General features: G+C 38.9%; 26 protein-coding genes and 2 pseudogenes. 18 read left to right on the top strand and 10 right to left on the bottom strand.

What is annotated here, in order from left to right; all coding sequences use genetic code 11:
- The first annotated feature begins 18 nt into the window (after window positions 1-18).
- Entirely contained in the window at window positions 19-1,005 is a 987-nt protein-coding gene (locus LXM54_RS06545; RefSeq protein WP_233314265.1) for an ornithine cyclodeaminase family protein, read from the top strand.
- Between the two features lie 29 nt (window positions 1,006-1,034).
- Here the strand turns inward: LXM54_RS06545 and LXM54_RS06540 are convergent, their stop codons facing one another.
- The gene (locus LXM54_RS06540; RefSeq protein ID WP_233314264.1) at window positions 1,035-1,577 is read right to left on the bottom strand and encodes a helix-turn-helix domain-containing protein; all 543 of its coding nucleotides are present in this window, start codon (window positions 1,575-1,577) and stop codon (window positions 1,035-1,037) included.
- 169 nt (window positions 1,578-1,746) lie between these two features.
- Here LXM54_RS06540 and LXM54_RS06535 point away from each other — a divergent pair, with 169 nt between their 5' ends.
- The 7 genes and pseudogenes from LXM54_RS06535 to LXM54_RS06505 all read left to right on the top strand — a co-directional run bounded on the left by LXM54_RS06535 (window position 1,747) and on the right by LXM54_RS06505 (window position 7,582).
- The gene (locus tag LXM54_RS06535) at window positions 1,747-2,733 is read left to right on the top strand and encodes a DUF3231 family protein (protein ID WP_233314263.1); all 987 of its coding nucleotides are present in this window, start codon (window positions 1,747-1,749) and stop codon (window positions 2,731-2,733) included.
- Between the two features lie 145 nt (window positions 2,734-2,878).
- A complete protein-coding gene (locus LXM54_RS06530) occupies window positions 2,879-3,322 on the top strand; it encodes an SRPBCC domain-containing protein (protein WP_233314262.1) in 444 nt (147 codons plus the stop codon).
- A 120-nt stretch (window positions 3,323-3,442) separates the two neighbouring features.
- Window positions 3,443-4,060 (top strand): annotated as a pseudogene (locus LXM54_RS06525) (HAD hydrolase-like protein); the annotation flags it as partial.
- A gap of 57 nt (window positions 4,061-4,117) precedes the next feature.
- Window positions 4,118-4,657, top strand: coding sequence for a GNAT family N-acetyltransferase (locus LXM54_RS06520; RefSeq protein ID WP_233314773.1), 540 nt, complete (start codon window positions 4,118-4,120; stop codon window positions 4,655-4,657).
- A 316-nt stretch (window positions 4,658-4,973) separates the two neighbouring features.
- Entirely contained in the window at window positions 4,974-6,602 is a 1,629-nt protein-coding gene (abc-f, locus tag LXM54_RS06515) for a ribosomal protection-like ABC-F family protein (RefSeq protein WP_233314261.1), read from the top strand.
- Between the two features lie 102 nt (window positions 6,603-6,704).
- Window positions 6,705-7,010 (top strand): YciI family protein, encoded by a 306-nt coding sequence (locus LXM54_RS06510; protein WP_233314260.1) that lies wholly within the window; start codon window positions 6,705-6,707, stop codon window positions 7,008-7,010.
- A 14-nt stretch (window positions 7,011-7,024) separates the two neighbouring features.
- Window positions 7,025-7,582, top strand: coding sequence for a GNAT family N-acetyltransferase (locus LXM54_RS06505; protein WP_233314259.1), 558 nt, complete (start codon window positions 7,025-7,027; stop codon window positions 7,580-7,582).
- 167 nt (window positions 7,583-7,749) lie between these two features.
- Here the strand turns inward: LXM54_RS06505 and LXM54_RS06500 are convergent, their stop codons facing one another.
- Both LXM54_RS06500 and LXM54_RS06495 read right to left on the bottom strand, forming a co-directional pair.
- Window positions 7,750-7,869, bottom strand: a complete 120-nt coding sequence (locus LXM54_RS06500; protein ID WP_233314258.1) for a hypothetical protein — start codon at window positions 7,867-7,869, stop codon at window positions 7,750-7,752.
- Between the two features lie 28 nt (window positions 7,870-7,897).
- On the bottom strand, window positions 7,898-8,911 hold the full coding sequence (locus LXM54_RS06495) for a DUF3231 family protein (RefSeq protein ID WP_233314257.1): 1,014 nt from the start codon (window positions 8,909-8,911) through the stop codon (window positions 7,898-7,900).
- A 213-nt stretch (window positions 8,912-9,124) separates the two neighbouring features.
- On the opposite strand from LXM54_RS06495, the gene LXM54_RS06490 reads away from it, so the two are divergent.
- Entirely contained in the window at window positions 9,125-9,343 is a 219-nt protein-coding gene (locus LXM54_RS06490) for an RtcB family protein (protein ID WP_233314256.1), read from the top strand.
- 269 nt (window positions 9,344-9,612) lie between these two features.
- The gene (locus LXM54_RS06485; protein ID WP_233314255.1) at window positions 9,613-10,575 is read left to right on the top strand and encodes an RtcB family protein; all 963 of its coding nucleotides are present in this window, start codon (window positions 9,613-9,615) and stop codon (window positions 10,573-10,575) included.
- A gap of 365 nt (window positions 10,576-10,940) precedes the next feature.
- On the opposite strand, the gene LXM54_RS06480 is transcribed toward LXM54_RS06485, so the two are convergent.
- The gene (locus tag LXM54_RS06480; protein ID WP_233314254.1) at window positions 10,941-11,186 is read right to left on the bottom strand and encodes a YkuS family protein; all 246 of its coding nucleotides are present in this window, start codon (window positions 11,184-11,186) and stop codon (window positions 10,941-10,943) included.
- A 158-nt stretch (window positions 11,187-11,344) separates the two neighbouring features.
- Here LXM54_RS06480 and LXM54_RS06475 point away from each other — a divergent pair, with 158 nt between their 5' ends.
- Entirely contained in the window at window positions 11,345-11,848 is a 504-nt protein-coding gene (locus LXM54_RS06475) for a GNAT family N-acetyltransferase (RefSeq protein WP_233314253.1), read from the top strand.
- Between the two features lie 36 nt (window positions 11,849-11,884).
- Here LXM54_RS06475 and LXM54_RS06470 read toward each other — a convergent pair whose 3' ends face one another.
- Entirely contained in the window at window positions 11,885-12,802 is a 918-nt protein-coding gene (locus LXM54_RS06470) for a DMT family transporter (protein WP_233314772.1), read from the bottom strand.
- A gap of 96 nt (window positions 12,803-12,898) precedes the next feature.
- Between LXM54_RS06470 and LXM54_RS06465 the strand changes: the two genes are divergently transcribed.
- From LXM54_RS06465 to LXM54_RS06455, 3 genes are all read left to right on the top strand, one after another.
- Window positions 12,899-13,780: an AraC family transcriptional regulator gene (locus tag LXM54_RS06465; protein ID WP_233314252.1), complete on the top strand. Its 882-nt coding sequence runs from the start codon at window positions 12,899-12,901 to the stop codon at window positions 13,778-13,780.
- A 66-nt stretch (window positions 13,781-13,846) separates the two neighbouring features.
- Window positions 13,847-14,185, top strand: a complete 339-nt coding sequence (locus LXM54_RS06460; protein ID WP_233314251.1) for a cupin domain-containing protein — start codon at window positions 13,847-13,849, stop codon at window positions 14,183-14,185.
- Window positions 14,186-14,200: 15 nt separating this feature from the next.
- A complete protein-coding gene (locus LXM54_RS06455; RefSeq protein ID WP_233314250.1) occupies window positions 14,201-14,983 on the top strand; it encodes an arylamine N-acetyltransferase family protein in 783 nt (260 codons plus the stop codon).
- Between the two features lie 27 nt (window positions 14,984-15,010).
- On the opposite strand, the gene LXM54_RS06450 is transcribed toward LXM54_RS06455, so the two are convergent.
- The gene (locus LXM54_RS06450; protein ID WP_233314249.1) at window positions 15,011-15,223 is read right to left on the bottom strand and encodes a hypothetical protein; all 213 of its coding nucleotides are present in this window, start codon (window positions 15,221-15,223) and stop codon (window positions 15,011-15,013) included.
- A gap of 235 nt (window positions 15,224-15,458) precedes the next feature.
- Here LXM54_RS06450 and LXM54_RS06445 point away from each other — a divergent pair, with 235 nt between their 5' ends.
- Both LXM54_RS06445 and LXM54_RS06440 read left to right on the top strand, forming a co-directional pair.
- Window positions 15,459-16,241: a D-alanyl-D-alanine carboxypeptidase family protein gene (locus LXM54_RS06445; protein ID WP_233314248.1), complete on the top strand. Its 783-nt coding sequence runs from the start codon at window positions 15,459-15,461 to the stop codon at window positions 16,239-16,241.
- Window positions 16,242-16,399: 158 nt separating this feature from the next.
- Window positions 16,400-16,609 (top strand): annotated as a pseudogene (locus tag LXM54_RS06440) (RsfA family transcriptional regulator); the annotation flags it as partial.
- A 74-nt stretch (window positions 16,610-16,683) separates the two neighbouring features.
- Here the strand turns inward: LXM54_RS06440 and LXM54_RS06435 are convergent.
- The 3 genes from LXM54_RS06435 to brnQ form a co-directional block, all read right to left on the bottom strand.
- Window positions 16,684-16,821, bottom strand: coding sequence for a hypothetical protein (locus LXM54_RS06435; protein WP_233314247.1), 138 nt, complete (start codon window positions 16,819-16,821; stop codon window positions 16,684-16,686).
- A gap of 103 nt (window positions 16,822-16,924) precedes the next feature.
- Window positions 16,925-17,170, bottom strand: coding sequence for a DUF2164 domain-containing protein (locus LXM54_RS06430; protein WP_233314246.1), 246 nt, complete (start codon window positions 17,168-17,170; stop codon window positions 16,925-16,927).
- A 148-nt stretch (window positions 17,171-17,318) separates the two neighbouring features.
- Window positions 17,319-18,653 carry a branched-chain amino acid transport system II carrier protein gene (gene brnQ, locus LXM54_RS06425; protein WP_233314245.1) on the bottom strand — a complete coding sequence of 445 codons (1,335 nt, stop codon included), beginning with the start codon at window positions 18,651-18,653 and terminating at the stop codon, window positions 17,319-17,321.
- Window positions 18,654-19,246: 593 nt separating this feature from the next.
- Here brnQ and LXM54_RS06420 point away from each other — a divergent pair.
- Window positions 19,247-19,579: a YisL family protein gene (locus tag LXM54_RS06420; RefSeq protein WP_233314244.1), complete on the top strand. Its 333-nt coding sequence runs from the start codon at window positions 19,247-19,249 to the stop codon at window positions 19,577-19,579.
- 51 nt (window positions 19,580-19,630) lie between these two features.
- Here LXM54_RS06420 and LXM54_RS06415 read toward each other — a convergent pair whose 3' ends face one another.
- Window positions 19,631-20,332, bottom strand: coding sequence for a YoaK family protein (locus tag LXM54_RS06415; RefSeq protein WP_233314243.1), 702 nt, complete (start codon window positions 20,330-20,332; stop codon window positions 19,631-19,633).
- 407 nt (window positions 20,333-20,739) lie between these two features.
- Between LXM54_RS06415 and LXM54_RS06410 the strand changes: the two genes are divergently transcribed.
- Window positions 20,740-22,026 (top strand): MFS transporter, encoded by a 1,287-nt coding sequence (locus LXM54_RS06410; RefSeq protein ID WP_233314242.1) that lies wholly within the window; start codon window positions 20,740-20,742, stop codon window positions 22,024-22,026.
- Window positions 22,027-22,137 lie beyond the last annotated feature (111 nt).

Raw genomic sequence — 22,137 nt, 5'->3', positions numbered from 1 at the left:
TTAAGGGGAGGTAAAAAGATGCTGATATTATCACAGAAGCAGATTCGCACCATTTATCCTATGGAAGATTGTTTAGAAGATGTGCGCAAAGCCTTTTTATATGATGCACAAGGAGAGACAATTACTCCTGTCAGGACAGCAGTGGAGCATGAAAAGGCAGGTGGAACTTCCCTTATAATGCCTTCATATTTAAAGCCGCTCGACTATGCAGCGGTTAAGGTTATCACAATTTTTCCGAATAACGAACAAGGCAATCCTGCCTTAAAAAGCGTCATTTTGTTAACTGAAACACAAACCGGCAAGCAAACAGCCCTTATGGATGCCAGTTTCTTAACTGTATTACGAACAGGTGCGGCAAGTGGTGTCGCAACAGACCATCTCGCAAGGAAGAATGCTAGGAGTGCTGCCATACTGGGTTGCGGAGCTCAAGCTCTCGGACAAGTACAAGCTGTGATGGCAGTTCGTAATCTAGAACAGCTGGTTTTGTATAACCGGACGACGGAAAAAGCAGTCGAGTTTGCTGAAGTAATCTCCTCCCTCTATCCAGACTGGAATGGTGAGATAAAGATTGCAAAAACAGGCAATGATGCGGTGAAAGAAGCAGACATTATTGTCTGTAGCACTAAATCGACTGAGCCGCTTTTTGATGGCAGCCATATACGGCCTGGCACACATATTAATGCAATCGGCGCCTTTAAGCCGCAGATGAGGGAAGTTGATTTAGTGACATTAAAACTCTGCAGCAAGATTGTTGTCGATACAATCGAAGGTGCTCGTGATGAAGCAGGAGACTTACTCATACCAGAAAAAGCAGGGCAGTGGAGCTTTGACATGCTTTACGGGGAATTAGGAGAGCTTGTAGCTGGCAGAAAGGCCGGCCGTACTTCGGAGGATGAAATCACTCTATATAAATCTGTCGGTGTTGCTTATTTAGATACTGCCGTTGCAGCTGCAGTCTTTATGAAGGCAGTTGAAAATGGGGTGGGTTACGAAGTTGCATTATAAAAAAATCCCCATCTTATGATGGAGATACTTTAAGTTACGCTTGAGCGCACATATAGTATTTTAACTAATTTATCCGTTCTGTTATACCAGTTATGAGGATTGGTAGATTCTACATGAAAGCTGTCTCCAGGATGAAGCTCGTATTCATCCTCCTCATAGAGGACGGTAAGTATTCCTTCTAGTACATACAGAAACTCCTGTCCTGAATGAGTGAATGTTGTTACTTTTTGATTGCGCGGCAACAATGTGACAATCATCGGTTCAAACACAGGGTTGTTTACATCACCTGTGATGCTTTCATAAATGAATTGGGACGCTTGAATGGTTACCGCATCTTTAACACTGCGATGAACAAATTTTTTCTCTTTGTTTTTATCTGTGAAAAAATAGCTTGGGCTGACATTAAGCGCTTCAGCAATTTTTGTGAGCGACTCAATCGTAATGGAAGACTTAGATCGTTCTACCTGAGATATAAAACTGATAGATAAGCCAGTTTTTTCTGCAATCTGTTTCAATGTTTGTTTTTTGCCGCGCCGAAGCTCATAAATTAATCTGCCGATGTTTTGCTCCATAACTGCTCCTTTATAGACAAAAAGAATAATAATTTTTAAAGCTGTATGTACTGGTCATTTTATTATATACAAGTATTAGAATATTGCAAAAGGTTTGCGTTTTTAAGGAACATACATGAAATCCTCCGGTAATGGGCAAACTCATAAAAAAATACGTGGAGGACTTACTGTGTCAAAAAAAGACTCACATCTATTATCTTCAGCAGAAGTGTCCCAGCTATGGGGATCTTATATGGGAGAAAGCTCTCAAGTATGCATGTTCAGTTATTTTTTGAAAATTGCCGAAGATAAGCAAACAAAGGATATTGTGGAGTTTGCTTATCACACATCGGTTCGCCAGCTGGATGAAATAAAAAAGATCTTTAAGTCTGAGGGTAGGGCAATACCTCATGGTTTTCATGTAGAAGAGGATATATCTCCAACAGCAAAAAAGGTGTATACAGACGATTTTATACTGGAGTATATTCACCAGTTTGCCAGAATGGGTTTACGGGCGCATGGGATAAATTTATCTGTTGTTCAAAGACAAGATTGTATGGACTATTATAAGAAGTGTCTAACAGATGCTATGAAGCTTTATGAAATGCTGGTGGAACTTCTTACACTTAAAGGAAAATACCAGAGCTTACCGGAGGTTCCGCCAGCAAAGGAAGTCGATTATATCCAGCGCCAGAGCTTTCTGTCTGGATTCCTAGGAGATAAGAGACCGCTCACTGCTCCAGAGATTACAAATTTATATGCCAATTTCCACCGAAATGCTTTAGGTGCTGGATTAATGATTGGCTTCCTTCCATCAACACGTTCAGAGGAAGTAAAAAAATATTTAATTCGCGGAAAAGAAATTGCTGAGAAGCATTGCGAGATTTTCCAAGCATATTTGAAAGATAATGATTTGTACGCTAGCCTTCATTGGGATAAAGAGGTCATACCACATGATTTGAAAGTATTCTCTGAAAAGCTGATGATGTTCATTGCAAGCGCACTTACATCAGCAGGCATAGGCTTTTATGGATTAGGGTTAGGCACAAGCTATCGTCGGGATTTAGGCGTCTCTTATAACCGTCTGTTAGGAGAAATTGAACTGTATGCAGAGGACGGAACTAATATTATGATTGATAAAGGCTGGCTGGAGTCACCACCGAAAATGAGAGTTTAACTGTACAAGAAGGTGGATACTGATAGAACAGTATCCACCTTCTTTGTTAAAGATAAGCTAATTATGTAAACTATCGCATTGCTCCGTTTAGGTACCGTATTCTCCTATGATAGAATAGAATAATATAAAAAAGGGGGCATTATAGTTGGTAACAGAAGTAACTGTTAAACTGCAAATAAACAAGCCTGTTGAAAATGTATTCGCAGCGATTGTAGAGCGAGAAAAAATCGGCAATTTTTGGTTTTCATCCAGTTCAGAAAATTGGGCGCAAGGTCATACTGTCATCCTTAAATATAACGAGTATAAGGCAGAAGCAGCAATTCGTCTGCTGGAAATTCTGAATAACGAAAAAATTGTGTTTGCTTGGGGCGCTGAACGGGAGGAAACAATCGTTACCATTAAATTAAGGGAGCACGAACAAACAAATACAATCATGGAAGTGCGGGAATCGGGCTTCAAGCCCGAAGATCCCCTGCTTGTTGAAAAACTGCTCGGCCAAAAGGAAGGCTGGGTTTACACCCTTACCTGCTTAAAAGGTTACTTAGAACATAACGTCTGTGATTTGAGGGCGGCGCTAGTGTTTGATTAAGAAGGTGCAATAAGACTGCTGCTTAACTAGCAGTTTTTTTCTTTTTTAGGACAATGTGGGTATTCATTGAATTTGAATATGGTAAAATGAGGTAGTTTACAAGCAGAAAGGGATGTTGGAATGAAAACATATAAAGTCATACTATTTGATTTGGATGGAACACTTTCAGATCCTAAGGAAGGAATCACGAAATCTGTTCAACATGCTTTCGCAATGCTTAATAAACAAGTACCAACATTGGATGAATTAGAATGCTATATCGGACCGCCATTGCATGTTTCTTTTGCAGAATATGCTGGATTTGATGAGGAAACAATTCCAAAGGCAATTGGATTTTATCGGGAGAGATTTAAAAAATACGGAATGTATGAAAATGAACTCTTTGAAGAGATACCAAAATTGTTAAGCCGGTTAAAAGCGAACGGCTGTATTTTGGCAATCGCAACCTCAAAACTGACGGTTTTTGCTGAAAAAATTGCCGAGCATTTTGCAATTGATTCTTATTTTGATATGATTGTCGGCAGCAATCTCGATGGAACTAGATCAGCGAAAACAGACATCATTCAATATTTGCTTGATTATTACAAAGAATATGAACCTAGTGATTTTATCATGATTGGGGATAGAAAATATGACTTAATTGGAGCGAATAATACTGGCATAGACTCTGTCGGTGTTACATATGGATATGGGTCCCGGGAAGAGCTGGCTTTATCCAAGCCTACCTATCTAGCAGACACTATTCAAGAGGTTGAGAATATTTTCTTTGGCGGACAAAGCTCCATTATTCCAAGCATGTATGCAGAAGATAACATCATCATTAGACCGTTGATAGAGGCTGATCTTTATCCGCTTTGGGAACAGGCATATAAAGAAGAGGCACCTGAATGGAAAAACTGGGATGCGCCTTATTATGAACATAAGGCTGTTCCGTGGGCCGAATTTATGAAGCGCAAGAATGAAATAATCGGTCAAGGCGATTATTGGGGGATTGAGGTAGACGGAAAGCTTATTGGTACGGTTAGCTACTACTGGGAGCATAAATCTTCCAATTGGTTGGAAATGGGTATCGTTATTTTCAATCCTCAGTATTGGAGCGGAGGATACGGAACAAAAGTACTAAAGCTGTGGACAAGTCATTTGTTTCAAACACTCCCGCTAGTAAGAGTTGGCTTTACAACATGGTCTGGCAATCATCGCATGATGAAGGTAGGAGAAAAGCTTGGGATGCAGCTAGAAGCACGGCTCAGGAAATGCCGTTATTATAATGGTGTTTATTATGATTCCATCCGCATGGGAATATTGCGGGAGGAATGGGAAACGAGCGCGATTTAGCATATAAGCCGATTCCTTTTTTTGTCATTTATAGTTTGTAAACCATTGCATTGAAAAAAGAGTTTTGTTACACTGTTAGTAACAAAGCAGAAAGGGATGATGGGTGGACGATGATTATCTAATCTTATTTTATTTAGCCTGAAATGCATATTTGCAAATCAAACTAAAATAGGATTAGTCTGCCCATTTTCTATCTATACGTATCAATAAGTCTTACAAGGCTTATTTGGTCATGCTTAAAATGTTCGGCTAATCCTTCCAAAATTACTTTTGGGAGGATTTTTTTGTCCTCCCTATTTAAGAGAGGGATTAATTAATGAAAGAATTATTCAAATTGCATCATATTAGTTATGAGATCAAGGACCATCTTGTATTCGAAGAAGTGACAGCATCGGTGCAGCAAGGGGATATAATCGGCATTATCGGTAATAATGGTGCTGGCAAATCGACACTTTTGCATCTGTTGAATGAAGACATAACTCCTTCTAACGGTGAGCTCCAATGGCTTGTTCCCTTAACTTCTTGGCTTGTTGTTCAGGAATCAGCGACGCATCTGTCTGCAGATAAATCAGTCGCTGAAGTAAAGCTATTAGAAAAATGGCAAGTGCCTGACTCTCCATATGAATACTTAAGCGGTGGCGAAAAACTAAAGGCCAGACTTGCTGAAGGATTCGCACAAGATGCTGATATGTTATTGCTGGATGAGCCGACAAATCATCTTGATGACAAGGGTCTGCAGATGCTTCAAAAGCAGGTAAAGGAATATAAAGGCACCATTGTATTAGTGTCACATGACCGCTATTTTCTTGATGAAGTGGCCACAAAAATTTGGGCTATTGAAGGCAAGAAGCTTGTGGAGCATAAGGGGAACTATACTGCTTATATGGAGGCTCGCAAACAAAAAAGACTTGTGCAGCAGAGGGAATATGAAAAACAGCAAAAGCTGACAGAACGAATAGAAGGTCAGATTAAGGAATTGAATTCCTGGTCAAAAAAAGCTCACGCCGAATCCACGAAAAAGGAAGGGGTAAAGGAGTACTACCGAGTTAAAGCAAAGCGCATGGATGCACAAGTAAAATCAAAACAAAAGCGGCTTGAAAAGGAGCTGGAGAAGAATAAGGTGGAACCTGTTGAAGGCGAGCACTCTGTTTATTTTTCCCTTCAATCCAACAGTAAGGTCGGCAAACGGTTTCTCGAAGTGAAGGGTTTGGCGAAAGCATATGGCAAGCGGACATTGTTTAAGGATGTGCATTTTACCATTAAACACGGCGAAAGAGTAGCTCTAACAGGTCCAAATGGATCCGGCAAAACGACTCTTTTGAAAATGATTGTTGGTAGTGAGCAAGGAATTGGCGAGATATGGGTATCTCCTACAGCTAAGATTGGCTATTTATCGCAGGAGGTTTTTGATCTTCCCCTTGAACAGACACCCTCACAGCTTTTTCATCGCGAGACGTTTGCAGAACGAGGCAAGGTACAAACTTTAATGAAGCAGTTAGGTTTTATTGCGTCTCAATGGAGGGAACCAATCGGCTCGATGAGTATGGGCGAGCGCGTTAAATGCAAGCTGATGGCATATATATTAGAGGATAAAGATGTGCTTTTACTAGATGAACCAACCAACCATCTGGACCTTGCATCCCGTGAGCAGCTGGAGGAAACACTGGCACAATATAATGGAACATTAATTGTTGTTTCACATGACCGCTATTTCCTGGAGAAAACGACAACAAGCTCGCTTTTAATCACGAATAATGGAGTTCGCAAACAATGGCAATCACCTGCTGCAGCTAGAGATGATGTGGAAGAACTGCGGCTGAAGCTTGAAACAGAAAGGCAGGAAATACTAGGAAGGTTAAGTTTCATGATGCCGCATGATAAGGAATATTCTAAGCTTGATGCGAAATTCAACGAGCTAACAAAAAAGCTGAAAGAGCTGTCATAAGGATTACAAGAATAAGCACTTTTCTGTGAAGGAAAAGTGCTGTTTGCTGTAGAAAGAATATTAATGGCAATGATATCTACAAATACAAAGGGGACATGATTAATGCAATTTGTTGTTACGGCATATGATGGTACGGATGAGCAGGCATTGGAACGGAGAATGCTTGCAAGAAAAGAGCATTTAAGTTCCGTAGAAATGCGGTTTAAGGAAGGAAAGCATTTATATGGTGCAGCCTTATTGGATGATCACGGAAAAATGATTGGTTCGATGATGGTCGTTGAATATCCGACAAGAGAAGCTGTTGACGAATGGTTAAAGGTAGAACCCTATGTAACAGGCAATGTGTGGCAAAAAATTGATGTTAAGCCATGTATGGTGGCAGGGACGTTTATGGAATTGTATAAATAAATGGAGGTAAATACATGTGCCTCAAGCATAAAGATTTCCCACTGCTTGCAACAGATCGCTTACATTTAAGAAAAATAACGAAGGAAGATGCAGCAGATATTTATCGTTATCTTTCTGATAAAGCTGTAATGAAATATTATGGAATGGAGCCTTTTCAGTCAGTGGAGGAAACAGTCGAGGAGATCGATTGGTATAGCAAAATCCACATGCAGCAGACTGGAATAAGATGGGGCATTACATTAAAAGGCGAAGACAAAGTAATTGGCAGCTGCGGTTTTTTAAATTGGGAGAAGCGCCATTTTCGCTCAGAAGTTGGCTTTGAGCTTCATCAACAGTATTGGGGACAAGGACTTGTCAGTGAGGCTCTTCACGCTGTCGTTGATTATGGCTTTGACCAAATGAAACTAGTGCGGATTCAAGCACTTGTAGAGCCTCCAAACCGCCAATCACAAAGAGTGCTGGAAAAGAATAACTTTTTACAGGAGGGACTGTTAAGAAGCTATGAATACAGCTGCGGAAAAATGGATGATCTTTATATGTATTCCCTATTAAAGACTGATTTTAAGAGCTAATACTATTTACTCCTATAAAAAATTTATTAAAATGGTAAAAAGCACGAGACATTCTCTATAAAGAACGTTACAATAGAAATGTAATGCTATCACCAATGCCTAGAGTAGTAGCACTTACATTTTTAAAAGCCATGAAAAATGGGGACTAACATTTTTCATGGCTATTTTTAACCTCTATTTTCTTCTTCATTACTGTCTTTTTTATCATCCCATCCATATATTTCATTAATTTCCTCGACGAGATGATCTAAAAATTCATCTGAGATAACTTCTTGCTCTTTTTTCATCTATCAAGGCTCCTTTAAGCAAAATATATTATTTTTGTTTTTTTGCAAGTAAATTACGGTCGATGTTATGCGGTGGCTTGTCCATCCAATTGTGCTCGATTAATAGATTTCCGCCGTCCTCTGCATAGTTTGAAGTTTCCACCATTAGCCGAAGATAGATAGAACCAAGGTCATGGCGCGGACTAACTGCAATAGAATCACCAAAATTTCGTAATTTTGCAGAAGACAGATTGCTGATATGAAAAAGCATCAGTTTTTCAGAGTAGGGTGCTGTTTGGGATGTGGTGATATTAAATTGACTTGGCATTGTCAATGGCAAGTCTTCTGACTTTAGTACATTGGAAAATACGGAATTTTGTTTAATATTTATATGCTTGCCTCTTATAAAATAGTTGCTGATATCCTCTGATTTTGCGACTTGGCTGAAACCGAGCAGCAGCACGGTTTTCATCGTGTTGAACTGGATATTAGCAAATAATTGTGAAATTTCAATACCTGTTAATGGCCTTTTATCACCAAAAAAGCCATTAAAAAAGCTTTGCCGTTGAACCATTTCAGCAGCATCCATCGCAGGTATATTCGGAGGCCGCACATGAATCCCCATTTCGTGCATTAACTCTGTCACCTGATTGGAAAGAGTAGCAGCGTCCCTCATGATTTCGACAATAAATTGACGTATATCTAATCTTGATGTATTAGGCAAGGTAATGCTGTAAAAGATAATTCCCAACTTATACATCATGTCTATGTACTCAAGATAAAACTCATCAGAAAACAGCCGTGGTGCGGAAAGATTTACATCTTTTTCTGCTGAAAAACCGACAGGAAGAGGGATATTATCTGCTTGGAATAAAATGGTAACATGATCAATGATTCTTTGGCTTAAAACATCACTGTCTTTAATAATTGCCTTGATTCTTTTATCCTCCACATTTATTAAAAAAGGCTGGAACATACAGTGAGACATCGTGTTTGCTATATAAAAGTTCCATAAATTTCCCTGTTCAGCACTTGTTAGCGGTGGTTTGTTAAGTTTCGTCATATATGATTTGCTCCCATCAGAACGATAACGGTCTATATTGTCTAAAAAAAGTTTTCCCATATGTCTGATTTTCATTCATTGCTGGCTGTAATTGTTTTCTATTATTTTACAAAATAAGCAGGATTATATACACTATTAAGCGAACTGGACTAAAAACGGCAGCACATTCCCAGTTGTGAAACTGCTGTTATAAGTGTAATGAGGAGGGATTTTATGATTGAAGTGCAAGGGAGATTTAACAGCGCCAAAGTTTTTACAGATAAAGTCGAAGAAACAGCATTGTCGCAAATTCAAGAGCTTTGCGATCAGGACTTTACAGAAGGAACCAAAATCCGGATTATGCCTGATACTCATGCAGGCGCAGGCTGTACAATCGGAACAACGATGACTATAACAGATAAAATTGTTCCAAACTTAGTCGGGGTTGCTTGATGTTGGCCCAGACGTTAAACCACTCGCTCAATTGCTGGAACCCCTATTAGGGCAATCAGCAGCCAGAGGCTGTGGCAACACAGTCAAATGGTTCAGAGACTTGCACGCTAGTGGCAGATTTACGTGCAGAATTATTACCAAACCTTATAAATGATGGGATAATTAATACGGCGAGCCTGCGATAGGAGCTGCCTAACTCCGATAACCGCAGAGAAGGTATAGTCCAAACTCTTAAGTAATTAGGAGAAAAATGTGATATCGGCTGCGGCATGGAAGTTGCCGTTATAAATAAAAATAAAACAGAAGTTAATTTCGATAAGCTCGATGAAATAATCCGCAAACATATTCCAAGCGGCTTTGCCACAAGGGAAAGCAGTCAATTCCATCCGTATTCCAAAAAAATTGATTTTCGTAATGTGGTCGCGCCTTTTAACTTGAAAAGAGCTAAATCATCAGTTGGAACTTTAGGTGGAGGTAACCATTTTGTTGAGTTGAACGAATTAGACGATAAAATTGTGATTGTCATCCACTCTGGTTCTAGAAATTTAGGCAAGGTAATTGCAGAGCATTATCAAAACTTAGCATATAATGAGCTGTTAAGTTTGCAGGAAGAACGCCAAACGCTGATTAATGAATTGAAAGCAGAAGGCAGGGAAAGGGAAATTGAAGAAGCGTTAAAAAGCCTTAAAAGTCCTTTCATCAAAAAGGATCTTGCTTATCTTCAAGGAAAAAGCTTTGATCATTATATGAATGATATGAAAATCGCGCAGCATTATGCACTTTTGAATCGTAAAGCAATGGCAGAAGAAATTGTCTCCCGTATGGGCTGGGAAATAGCGGACAGCTTTACAACGATTCACAATTATATTGATATGGAACAAATGATTCTCAGAAAAGGGGCAATCTCTGCCAAAAAAGGGGAAAAAGTAATCATTCCAATCAATATGCGTGATGGCAGCTTAATTGCAATCGGTAAAGGTAATGCAGAATGGAATGAATCGGCTCCTCATGGTGCAGGCAGATTAATGTCAAGAACGAAAGCAAAAGAGATGGTGTCATTGACAGAATTCCAGGATTCAATGAAGGAAGTATGGACGACTTCTGTTAATGAAAGCACATTAGATGAGAGCCCGATGGCATACAAGCCAATGGAGGATATTATTAGACATAGTGTTGATACCATTGAAATTATGAAGGTTATTAAGCCTTTGTATAATTTTAAGGCCAATTAAAACCAAAGAAAAAGAAGGATTGCGCTTGTAATCCTTCCTTTTCTTTGGAGAAGATGACCTTCAAAAAAACACATCTACAAGCAATATGCCTAACCCGATCAAAAAGATAATCATTTAATCAGCTCCCCTCTTTAAAAGGAATACTACATCATATGACAAAAGGGAAAAAACTAATGTAACGAGAGTGGAAATTTTACTAAAAATACATAATTCTTTTGATAAAAAAGCAAAGTGTCCCTTATGTTTATCGCCATGATTTAAGCTCTTCATACATAAGGGGAAGGAAAAAGGGGAGTCTAGCTGGATTCATAGGAGGTTACGCTTAAGCATGCACCCCAAAAAAGGTGCTTGCTTAAGCATGTTTTTTATTTGTTTGTTCTTTGTGCTACTTGCTGACATACTTCATCAGCAGAAAGGCCGTTTGCCTCAATAACAGAGCCTTGTATTTGTGTGTCCTGCATGCCCATTACGTTAGAATCAATTCCTGAGACAACACAGCAATCACAGTTTTGTGCATCAGACTCTTGCTTTAAATCAATCACCTCATGCCCTTGTTCACGGAGAGCCTCTGAAATATTTGTTAGTGATTGTTCTACACCAATTCTTGCCATATGTATCACCTCCTCCAAAAAGTAAGTTGTCCTAAAACAACAGAATTATTCTAAGTGAAACTAAACTGAAAAATCTGATATTTAAAAGGAGGAATTTAACAGGATAAACAGAATAAAGAGATATTGGCATGAAAAATAATTTTTGGTGGTGGCAATAGTTGAACAAACCAATTGTGGAACTATTTCGGCAAAAGCATCAAGCTGAAGTGGTTGACTTGATATTAACGATTCAGCAAACAGAATATAATATCCCTATTACAAAAGAAGACCAGCCTGATTTATTGATGATAGAAACATTTTATCAAAGAGGAAAAGGCAACTTTTGGGTTGCTCGTAGTGAGGAGAAGGTAGTTGGTACCATTGCTTTACTTGATATCGGCAACAGCCAAGCTGCCTTAAGAAAAATGTTCGTGCATAAAGATTATCGCGGCGCAGGCTATAATACAGCGAGACTTTTGTTGGAAAATGCCCTTGCTTGGGCAAAGGAAGTCGATATTTTAGAAGTTTACCTTGGCACTACGCCTCAGTTTTTAGCAGCTCATCGCTTTTATGAGAAAAACCAGTTTACAAGTATTGAGCTGGCCGAACTGCCTAAGGCCTTTCCGCTTATGGAGGTTGATAAGAAGTTTTATAAGTATAAGGTAGAAGAGCACGCAATATAAGAAGCTGCCGATTTTTTGACGGCAGCTTCTCTTTTTTTATAGTTGGACAGATTGAGCGTTCTGCCGTTTAAAAGCAGATAGAAGCAGAATGACACCGATAATGCAGGCTGCGCCAAGCCATTGAAATAAGCCAAATGGCATGTTGAGCCAAAAGACCGTCGTCAACACAGCCGCAAGCGGCTCAATGCTGCCTAACAAGCTGGATTCTTTCGGCAATAGTGACTCTAAACTTTTTATATAAAACCAAAAGGCTATCATTGTGCCAAACACAATCACAAACAATAAATAACCAATGGCTGCACTAGGCAGTTCAGCAGGTGCTGTCTTCCACACAGGTTCTAACGTATTTAAGCAAAGTCCCCCGATTATCATCGCCCAGCCGACAATTACCATAGAATCAAACTTTTCCAGCAAGCGTCCGGCACTTAAAGTATAAAAAGCAGCCGCTATTCCAGAAAGCACACCCCATACAACAGCTTGAACAGGAACAGAAAGCTCGGAAAAAGAACCATTTGTCAGCAGAAGAAAGCAGCCGCCTAATGCAAGTGCGGCAGAATATCCGTCTAGTTTAGACAGCCGCGCTTTTTTGGTTAAAAGATAATATATCATAATCATGATTGGTGCTAAATACTGCAGCAACGTAGCAACAGCTGCATTGCCATGATTGATGGCTGCCATATAAGTATACTGAACGGCCAGCATCCCAAAAAGGGAAAAGGCAATCAATCGGAAAGCGGATTGAGGACTCTTCCAAACAGCAATAATTTGACTGCGCTTTTTGCTAAAGGCTGTCAGCAAAAGCAGCATTAAGCCAGAAAGCAGCAGCCTTACGACAACTAGCCAATTTACATCGATTTGATAGGTTTGAAAGAGCTTCTGGGCAACTGTGCCGCCGACTCCCCAAAAAGCAGCACCTGTAATTACAAAAAACAAACCTCTATTTCTAGTCATTATGTCTCCGCCTTTTATAAAGATATTGTTATAATAAAGGAATAATCAGCGGAAAAATACGATAATAGACGGAAAAAATATAAAAATATGGAGGTTGTTATGCAAAACCGTCCTTTTCCTATCGGTGATGATCTAAAAGAGCTGACAGAGCATTATACTGTATTATTGCCTGTAGCCTGCTACGAAACAACCATTAATAAAAACATGTATGGGCACATCCCGCTGCATTGGCATGATGAACTGCAGTTTGTGTACATGCATAAAGGAGAAGCGAATTTCTCGGTAAATGGAGACGATATTTTACTGAAAGAAGACAGCGGCCTATTTATAAACAGCGGTTTACTGCATATGGCAGCGGAGGTCACAAAGGACGCATCCTATATTTGCCTTAACGTCGCACCTTCCTTTATGCTCACACAAGAACTTTTTTCTCAGTATGTTTATCCATATATGCAAGCAAGCAATCTTCCATATGTTCCTCTTGATGGTCATAAAGAATGGGGCAGAATTATATTGGACGCTATCCTAGCCATTAACGAACTCCTTCAAAAAAAGGAGCCGTATTTTGAAATTGATATTAGTATACAGCTCTCCTTATTATGGAAAAGTTTTATGAAAAATGGACTTCCGCCTGCCTTTAACAAAGCAGAGTCAGTTAAAAATGAAAGAATGAAACAGATGCTTGACTGGATTCATCATCATTATGAGGAGAAAATAAAGCTTGTCGATATTGCTGCAGCAGGCCATTTGAGTCGATCGGAATGCTGCCGCTATTTTCAAAGGATCTTAAACCGTTCGCCCTTTAATTATTTGGAGCATTATCGCATTCAGAAAAGCTTAATTTTGCTTCAAGAAGAGGATGCCAATATTACGGAGGTCGCTTATCGGGTTGGCTTCAGCAGCACAAGCTACTTTATTCAAAAGTTTCGTAAGGAAATGAAGATAACGCCTTTAGCCTACAAAAAACAGAAGCAGTTGTAACAGCTTTTCCTAGAGACCTTAAATAAATGTATGCGATAATAAGATGGCGAACAAGGAGGTATTTAAATGAAGGAAATAATGTCATTTAATAAGCTTACAGGCAAGGCCATCAGCAATTATAATTCCGTAGCTGCTTATTACACGAATTTAATGCGAACAAATGAACCTGTTAGTATCGGTATAATTCATGTCGAGCCTGGGGGAATGGTAGGTTATCATGATGCTCCGGTTAAACAGGCCTTCATCATAATGGAAGGGCAAGGCTGGATTAAAGGAGCGGACGGACAAATACAGACACTGCAAACAGGTGAGGGAGTGCTGTGGGACAAGGGAGAAGGCCATGAATCAGGCAGTGAGCAAGGCATGACAGTCCTTGTCCTTCAAGGAGAGAATCTTTTTATATAGTTAGGAGGATGACAAATGCATGAATTAAATGAACGCTTTCGGCAGCGAATTGGCTTCCCTCTTGCAGAAGCAATAACGTTGCAAAATCTAGAAATTGTATTGGAAAAGGTGGCAAAAACAGTCCCTTTTGAAAATATGGCTATAATCGGAGGGAAAACGGGCGAGATATCTCCCGCTTATTTACAAGATAAGATCATTGAGCGAAAAGAAGGCGGGCTTTGCTATGATATAAATTCCCTTCTTTACTTGTTTTTACGTGAAAACGGGTTAAATGTCGCCCTAATTAAGGGGATTACCTATGATCCTGCCAATCAAGCTTGGAGCAAGACAGGAGCTACCCACGCTTGTATATTGCTTGAGGATAATGGACGCCAATATGTGGTGGATTCAGGATATGGCGCCAATCTGCCATTAAAGCCTGTGCCCCTTGATGGAGAGCTAATAGTTTCAGATAATGGAGAATTTAAGATAGAGCAGAAGCCGAGTGAGTATGGAGATTATATGTTATATGTCAAGCTGAAGGATAAAGATGAGGACTGGAGGATTGGTTATGCCTTTTGCTCAACTAAAGTTTTCGATGATGTCAAAGAGTTAAATGAAATGCAAGGAATTATCGTTAATCATCCTGCGTCGCGTTTTAATAAAGATCCTCTGCTTAGCTTGTTAACAGATAAGGGAAGTATAGTTTTGACTAATCATTCATTTACAGAATGGTCGGACGGAACTAAACAAAAGGAAGACATAGATTCGCAAGAATTTATATTAAAGGCGAAAGAAAGATTTGGTATTAGGAGCTAAACAGGATGCTTTTGCATCCTGTTTATTTTATTTAGGAAAGGCATTATCTATCGTATCGCTGAATTGCTGCATATCAGCATCTGCTTTCAGTGATTGAACATGGAAGGCATTTGCCTTTTTATGTCCAGCTTCTGTTCTAATCCCCATCTGATTACTGTTTCCACTTGGGATGACTCCTTCTCTTGGACCATCCTTATGAGATTCTGTTTCCACATGAATATTGTCTGCATCTCTAGGCATTTTGTGATTCCCTCCCATTGCTTGATGTATCTCTTCCTTATTGTTAGATGAAAAAGCGGTTTTTATGTTGCCATTCGTATTCGGAACGTAATAGATATTTTTTTGTTTTGTCATTTTTTTGTAATGGTATTGTCGACAAACACTTCTATAATGTTAATATTCCCTTATAATAATGAAGGTAGAAGGAAAGAAATACATAAAATGGACTACTGAGCAAGAGAAGAAAGGTGACAACATGAAAAAAATAATTACGACTGCAGCTATTGCTTTTATTTTGAGCGGCTGCAGTACGACACAACAAGAGAGTCAGCCAAAAGAGGAAAACACGAACCAAACTTCCCAGCAGCAGGCAGAAAATCAAGAAACAAAGGAATGGACCATACCAAGTGAAAATCTAAATAAAGTAAAGGAAGAAGACGGACATAATGTCATTTTGAATCCTGAAAATATATTAGCGTTAGTTAATAAAGAATATTATTTGCCAAGTGATTATGAACCAAAGGATCTTATCAGACCAGAAGTTTCCTTTTCCTTTGGGAATGAGGATATTGAGAAAAGCTATATGAGGAAGGAAGCAGGAGAAGCGCTTGCTGAAATGTTTAATGGAGCTAAATCAGAAGGTATGATTCTTTATGCCTCTTCAGGATACAGGTCATATGAACGACAATCTGCAGTTTTTGACCAAGAGGTTGCAAATGTAGGGGAAGAACAAGCAGAGCAGGCAGTAGCAATTCCCGGCTCTAGTGAACATCAAAGCGGGTTAGCAATGGATATCACTTCAGAGGGTCAGAATTTCTTATTAACGGAAGAGTTCGGAGAAGATAAAGAAGGCAAATGGTTAATGGACAATGCTTATAAATATGGATTTATTCTGCGCTATCCGAAAGATAAGGTTGACATAACCCAATATGAATATGAACCATGGCATTATCGCTATGTTGGCAAGGAAGCAGCTAAATTAATAAAAGAGAAGAATTGGACATTGGAAGAGTTTTTTGCCAATGTAGAGGATAATTAAGCGGGTTCCAACGCTGTTTTCATTCCTTCCTTTTGGGTATAAACGAAAAAGGGTACAACGATGATATAAACAGATTTGCTAGAAATGTAAAATGGCACTAAAACTAAACTGTTTCGTGTCGATATTAAGGATAATCAAGACGAACAAAAGGTGATAAAATGCCACATACATTTACGAGAGAACAAGATGCTTTACTGGCAGAAACGGTATTGAATCATATTCGTGAGGGCAGTACAGCAATTGCTGCCTTTGAAGAGGTTGCCGTTGTATTAAATAAAACGGCGGCAACCTGCGGGTATCGCTGGAACAATACAGTCAGGCACAATTATCGCGGCGCTTTCAGGCTTGCAAAAAAAGAGAGATATGAACTGAAATACGCAAATAATGAGGATTGAGGAAAGCTTGAATTACTTTTTAGAAAGGCATCGAAAACTCGATGCCTTTATTCTTCGTCATTAATTTCATTATCGCCGATTTCATCTTCTCCTGGCTGGTCTGTGCCTGGATTAATTTCATCACAGCCAGTCATCGTTGAGCCAAGAAATGCAGCGAGGAGCAGTGCAAGCATTGTTTTACGCATAGCCAGAAAACCTCCTATAAAAGAAATGAAGTCTAGTATAGCATGTTACTTTGGCAGCTCCTATATGTACATTGAATAATGGTATATGCAGGAAAAAGGGATTCTATTTTCTGATTGGTTTTTCCAATGTTAAAATTTCATCTTCAATAGCAGAGAATTGCTCTTCCACTAAATTTTTGACATCCATAACGCCAGCATTATAAAAATGAGGAGCAATCGTGTCCTTAAAGAACTCAAGCACGCTTTCCGCTGCGAATTCTGATATTTCCTCGTCCCGTTCAGCTGCAAAAAACGTTTGTATTTCCGAAACCATTAGCTGCTGCTGTTCTTTTGTTAATTTATAAAACAAGTAAAACATTCCTTTCATAAGAAGATAGTTGTACTATACATGGAACTAGAACGATTTACCAGTCTTGCTTTTTTTATAAATTTTTGTCAAATAGCATGAAAAAAGGAGACTGACAATTGCGTCAGTCTCCTTTTTTCTTTCGTTTGATCTATTTATTTAAAGTAGCAACACTCTCTTTGTTAAGCTGCACTACATAGCCGATTATAGCGCCGACTATAGCAGGAAAAATCCATCCTAAACCAATGCCGTACATTGGCAGGAAACTTGCAAAGAACGAATCAAGTGCTGAAATTTTTAATACAGTTCCTTGCAAACTGTCCACTAGGCTGACGATAAATGTAAACAATAGGCTTATTTGATATACTGCTGGTCTTCCTTTAAAAAGTGGATGAAGGAAAGTCAGGAATATAAGCACAATCGCCAGTGGATAAATAATAGTCAACACAGGCACAGAAATCGTAATTAACTCAGTCAAACCGACATTGGCAATTACTGCACTAAATACGGATAAACTGATTGCAATTGCTTTATACGAAATAGACGGGAACAGCTTATGGAAGTAGGAAGAACAAGATGTGATTAGTCCGACGCTAGTTGTTAAACAAGCGACTGTAATCATCAAGCCAAGCAATACTCCGCCGTATGTTCCAAAATAGTAGTCAGAAACACGAGCTAAAACTTCTCCGCCATTGTCTAAATAACCGAGCTTTTCCACACTAGATGCACCCATAAAGGAAAGTGCTGAATAAATAGCAGCAAGGATGACAGCCGCAATTGCTGTTGCCATTAAACAAACCTTCATGATTTGGCCTCTAGTAGTAGCACCTTTTTCACGAATAGCATTGATAATAATTATTCCAAACACAAAGGACGCAAGTGTGTCCATTGTTAAATATCCTTCTTGGAACCCGTTGAAAAACGAGTTTGTCATATAATGCTCTGTTGGAGCTTGAAACTTACCAATAGGGAAAATGACGGAAACAACAACCAAAATCCCGATAAATGTTAACTTGATTGGCGTTAAGAATCTGCCGACTATGTCTACTATTTTAGCTGGGTTAAGAGACAAGAAACAAGTAATAGCAAAAAAGATAATAGTGAAAATAAGAAGGGCAATACCGGCAGAACTTTCTGTCACAAATGGCTTAACACCAATCTCAAAAGATACATTGCCTGTACGCGGTATAGCGAATAATGGGCCAATTGCTAAATAAAGAACCGTTGTAAAGATAATCCCGAAAAGTGGGTGTACACGGCTCGCTAATGACTGCAAGTCTTCTTTCCCGGAAAAGCCGAAAGCTAGTACACCGAGAAGTGGCAAGCCAACACCAGTAACAAGGAACCCAGCATTAGCTGACCAGATTTCACTGCCTGCTGATTGGCCAAGCATGGCCGGGAAAATAAGGTTTCCTGCACCAAAAAACAGTGCAAATAACATCAGGCCAATAATAATAATAAAGGAAAATGGTACTTTAGTTGACACGATAAAACCTCCAGAACTTAGATCAAATATAAAAGTTAACTACTTTTCGAAAATACTCTTCACGATTATTGAATGGCGAAATCGTAAAGATAGCAATTTTCAAAAAATAATAGCCAAATGAAAAAATCACCAGATGCTGCCACTTCGTAAGTCTCAATGCTGTTCATTAACAAATGTCTAACTTTTAAAGAATGATTTGTCTTTAGGGGCCTTGCCGGTCCTTATTAGTATTTCTAAAAATTTCTGAAAATAATCGGAGACATCAAATCTATAAATCATACATTAAGCAGTGGAACATCATGCTGACTAAGTAAGGCTAAAAAAGCCAAAGATTTTGTTTTTTCTGTTAACTATCTATTGTATTTTTTATAAACAACGTTCACTATGTTATAATATTAAAATTAAAATTTCAAGCATTTCTATAGAACTTTCGGTTCTCGGAAGAATCCAGTTAGAGGGGCTGAAAGCAGTTCTGCCCATATTGCAAGGCGTTTGGACAGTTATAAAATAAGTAGTTGGAAATTGATAGTTTTATTGGATATTTTTTTTTATTCTATGATAAGATTTGAGAGAGTGAAAGGAGGGGGAAAAGTTTGGGACATATACATATAACGGCATGGTCGGTTGCCTTGATTCTTTTTGTGGTATCTTTGCTTCTGCATAAGAGCGGCAAAGACAAAGGAAGTAAAATTGTGCATATGGTTTTAAGACTGATGTACTTAGCCATCATTGGCACAGGTGTGACGATGCTTACCTACACTGGCCTTGATGTTATGCATACATTAAAAACATTAGTAGGATTATGGGTAATTGCAATGCTTGAGATGATTGTAATTCGCACTAAAAAGGGAAGAAAAACATCTATTTTATGGATTCAGTTTGTTGTCGCCCTTATTATCGTACTATATTTAGGTTTTACGCTATAAGACAGAACAAAGCCTGCAGCAAAGATTTGCTGCAGGCTTTGTTCTATCTTATTAATTTTGTGCCCCTTTCCTATAATATCCTTTATCACGGTGATACAAAATAATAGCAATCATTAATATGCCTGCAGCAATCCAAATCGAAGTTTTTCCAAAATAAGTTGTAGAAAACGTTCCAAGCAAAGCACCAGCAAAAAAAGATAGAATGATTACACCGAAATCAATAAACTGCCGCTTAGCTTCCTCATCGTGTCCGACAATAGCCGCATAGGCAGCCTGTGTTGCTGTTCGCAGGTTTCCTGTCGTAATAGTCGAGTTATAGGCCCATTTGTCCACTTTATTGAATGTGGAAATCTGTAAGGAAGAAACAAAAGCGATGCTGACAGTCACAAGCATGTTTGGCACACTTAATGGCAAAAAGCCGACAAACACAAGAACAAAAAACTCCAATATTAGAATAGAGCGTCGGTAGCTGTATAAAACATGCCGTACATGCGGTATTTTCACTATTTCAGAAACAAGTACACCTAATATAAAGGCAATGATAGGCGGGATATACAAAAGAGCCCCTTTCCATTCGCCGTTTGCTGCCTTAACAGCTAAAAGCACCATATTTCCTGTTTGGGCATTAGCAAACACTCCGTCTCTGCTGACAAAAGTATAAGCATCAAGAAAGCCCCCCACAATGGCGAGTATAAGACCCATATAAATAGAATTCGAAGAAAGGGAGGGAATGGTTTTTAGTTTTTCATGCATGTAAATTTCTCCTTCTCCATTAAAAATAATTTCTTGCCATAATAATAAAAAGCATGAATTGCAAAATATAGTTTATCATAATCAGTTTGTTACAACCGAAAAACATCCGAAAATTTTGTGTCTGTTTATTCTTTTTCTTTACAAAGCTTAGGCAGGAAAAGAGCAAACCATCAAGAATTTAATATTCTAGATGTGTTTAACTGATTCTAGGGAGAGCTGGTCATATTTTTAGGTGCTGACTAATATAAAAACATTATCTAAATTCAGCAAACAGGAGGGAAAAGGACAATAATCGAATTGAAATTAATCGATAAAACTTTGCTTTTTAGCATAGACCTCTAGTAGTTGACACAAGAGTTCTTTGCAAAATACATATTGAACAGAACCGACTAAAGAAAGGAAAGTCTATGGCTAATTTAAATTACAAACAAGACGATACAGCAAGCGCTGTGCTGCAAAAAAATCCGTTGGATCGTAAATGGAATCACTATTTGCTCATAAGTATAGTTTTCGGCGGTTTTTTGATTTTTGGTTTTTCGGAAAATATAAAAGGTCCGGCTATTCCGCTTATTCAACAAGACTTTCGTGCTAGTCAGACGCAGATTGGTTTGCTTTTAGCCTTAAACTCATTCGGCTATCTTCTTGCATGCTCCTATACATCCTGGATGTCTGACAGAATCGGAGTGAAATGGACAGGAATCTCTGCATTCCTACTTATGACCTTTTCAGGAGTATTCATTTATCTGTCAGCAAGTTTTCCTTCGCTGTCTGCTGCCTTTTTTGTTTTATATTTAGGGAATGGCATGCTAGAGATTGCCCTTGGCATTATGGCAGCCAGAATTTTTACAAAAAATACAGGTACCATGCTGAATATCTCTCATTTCTTTTATGGATTAAGCTCCACTGTCGCACCAATTTTCGCTGCCTCTGTGATGGATTGGCATTGGGGAGAAGGAGATGTCGGATGGCGCGGCATGTATTTTTTGTTTTTAGCTTTATCCTTATTGCCGATTCTACCGTCTCTTTTTAGTAAATTTCCGGCTGAAAGTAAAAGTGACGGCGACGGTGCTTCCTTTAAGTCTTTGATTAAGGACAGGGTTGCATGGCTGATTGTCGCTGTTCTTTCGTTAGGAGTCGTCTCAGAAATGGCAGTAGGCGGCTGGCTGATCAATTTCTTAGTGCAGGCATATAGCTGGGATATAAAGGAAGCATCGAATATGCTGTCATTATTCTTTCTGTTTTTTATGCTTGCACGGCTTTTGCTAGGTCCTGTAACAGACAAGATTGGCTTTGCTCGGTCCATCATGTACTTTTCGGCTTTTTCTGGTATTTGCACCATTGCAGGAATTCTTATCGGAGAAAAAGGCGCCATCTTCTTTTGCATTTCTGGCATAGGCATAGCCCTGGTATATCCAACGATTATGGCATTGCTCGCCAAGAGATACCCGATTGGAACGGGAGCTGCGATCACTTTTACCGTTACTTTAATGGGAATAGCGAGTGTGATCGGAAATTTCTTAATTGGCTTTATCATTGATACAGCTCGTATAGCTGCAAATAGCCTTGGTGCAGCGAACAGTGAAATCATTGGTTTGAAATTTGGTTATGGATTTATAGGACTGCTTGCTCTCTTATGCTCGGTATGCTGTTATTTTCTGTATAGGTCAACAGAAAAAAACAAAGAAATAATATGATTTAATGCGTTTACACAATTAATAATTGACCTGAAATGCGTTTCATACCGTAAACTAAATGAAAATTAAGCTGTTACTTCAAGTAATAGACATAACAGCGGAGTTATTTTT

The organism is Bacillus sp. Au-Bac7, assembly GCF_021341655.1.
In the GTDB taxonomy this organism is placed as follows: Bacteria; Bacillota; Bacilli; order Bacillales; family Cytobacillaceae; genus Niallia.
Note: the sequence above shows the minus strand (reverse complement) of the source record. Positions and strands in the feature narration are given on the sequence as shown.

Excerpts from the sequence above, each read along its gene's own strand:
- LXM54_RS06545 (WP_233314265.1), top strand. The coding sequence starts at position 19 with ATGCTGATATTATCACAGAAGCAGATTCGCACCATTTATCCTATGGAA.
- LXM54_RS06540 (WP_233314264.1), bottom strand. The coding sequence starts at position 1,577 with ATGGAGCAAAACATCGGCAGATTAATTTATGAGCTTCGGCGCGGCAAA.
- LXM54_RS06520 (WP_233314773.1), top strand. The coding sequence starts at position 4,118 with ATGTATGCAGAAGATAACATCATCATTAGACCGTTGATAGAGGCTGAT.
- abc-f (WP_233314261.1), top strand. The coding sequence starts at position 4,974 with ATGAAAGAATTATTCAAATTGCATCATATTAGTTATGAGATCAAGGAC.
- LXM54_RS06510 (WP_233314260.1), top strand. The coding sequence starts at position 6,705 with ATGCAATTTGTTGTTACGGCATATGATGGTACGGATGAGCAGGCATTG.
- LXM54_RS06505 (WP_233314259.1), top strand. The coding sequence starts at position 7,025 with ATGTGCCTCAAGCATAAAGATTTCCCACTGCTTGCAACAGATCGCTTA.
- LXM54_RS06500 (WP_233314258.1), bottom strand. The coding sequence starts at position 7,869 with ATGAAAAAAGAGCAAGAAGTTATCTCAGATGAATTTTTAGATCATCTC.
- LXM54_RS06495 (WP_233314257.1), bottom strand. The coding sequence starts at position 8,911 with ATGACGAAACTTAACAAACCACCGCTAACAAGTGCTGAACAGGGAAAT.
- LXM54_RS06490 (WP_233314256.1), top strand. The coding sequence starts at position 9,125 with ATGATTGAAGTGCAAGGGAGATTTAACAGCGCCAAAGTTTTTACAGAT.
- LXM54_RS06485 (WP_233314255.1), top strand. The coding sequence starts at position 9,613 with ATGGAAGTTGCCGTTATAAATAAAAATAAAACAGAAGTTAATTTCGAT.
- LXM54_RS06480 (WP_233314254.1), bottom strand. The coding sequence starts at position 11,186 with ATGGCAAGAATTGGTGTAGAACAATCACTAACAAATATTTCAGAGGCT.
- LXM54_RS06465 (WP_233314252.1), top strand. The coding sequence starts at position 12,899 with ATGCAAAACCGTCCTTTTCCTATCGGTGATGATCTAAAAGAGCTGACA.
- LXM54_RS06460 (WP_233314251.1), top strand. The coding sequence starts at position 13,847 with ATGAAGGAAATAATGTCATTTAATAAGCTTACAGGCAAGGCCATCAGC.
- LXM54_RS06455 (WP_233314250.1), top strand. The coding sequence starts at position 14,201 with ATGCATGAATTAAATGAACGCTTTCGGCAGCGAATTGGCTTCCCTCTT.
- LXM54_RS06450 (WP_233314249.1), bottom strand. The coding sequence starts at position 15,223 with ATGCCTAGAGATGCAGACAATATTCATGTGGAAACAGAATCTCATAAG.
- LXM54_RS06445 (WP_233314248.1), top strand. The coding sequence starts at position 15,459 with ATGAAAAAAATAATTACGACTGCAGCTATTGCTTTTATTTTGAGCGGC.
- LXM54_RS06435 (WP_233314247.1), bottom strand. The coding sequence starts at position 16,821 with ATGCGTAAAACAATGCTTGCACTGCTCCTCGCTGCATTTCTTGGCTCA.
- LXM54_RS06415 (WP_233314243.1), bottom strand. The coding sequence starts at position 20,332 with ATGCATGAAAAACTAAAAACCATTCCCTCCCTTTCTTCGAATTCTATT.
- LXM54_RS06410 (WP_233314242.1), top strand. The coding sequence starts at position 20,740 with ATGGCTAATTTAAATTACAAACAAGACGATACAGCAAGCGCTGTGCTG.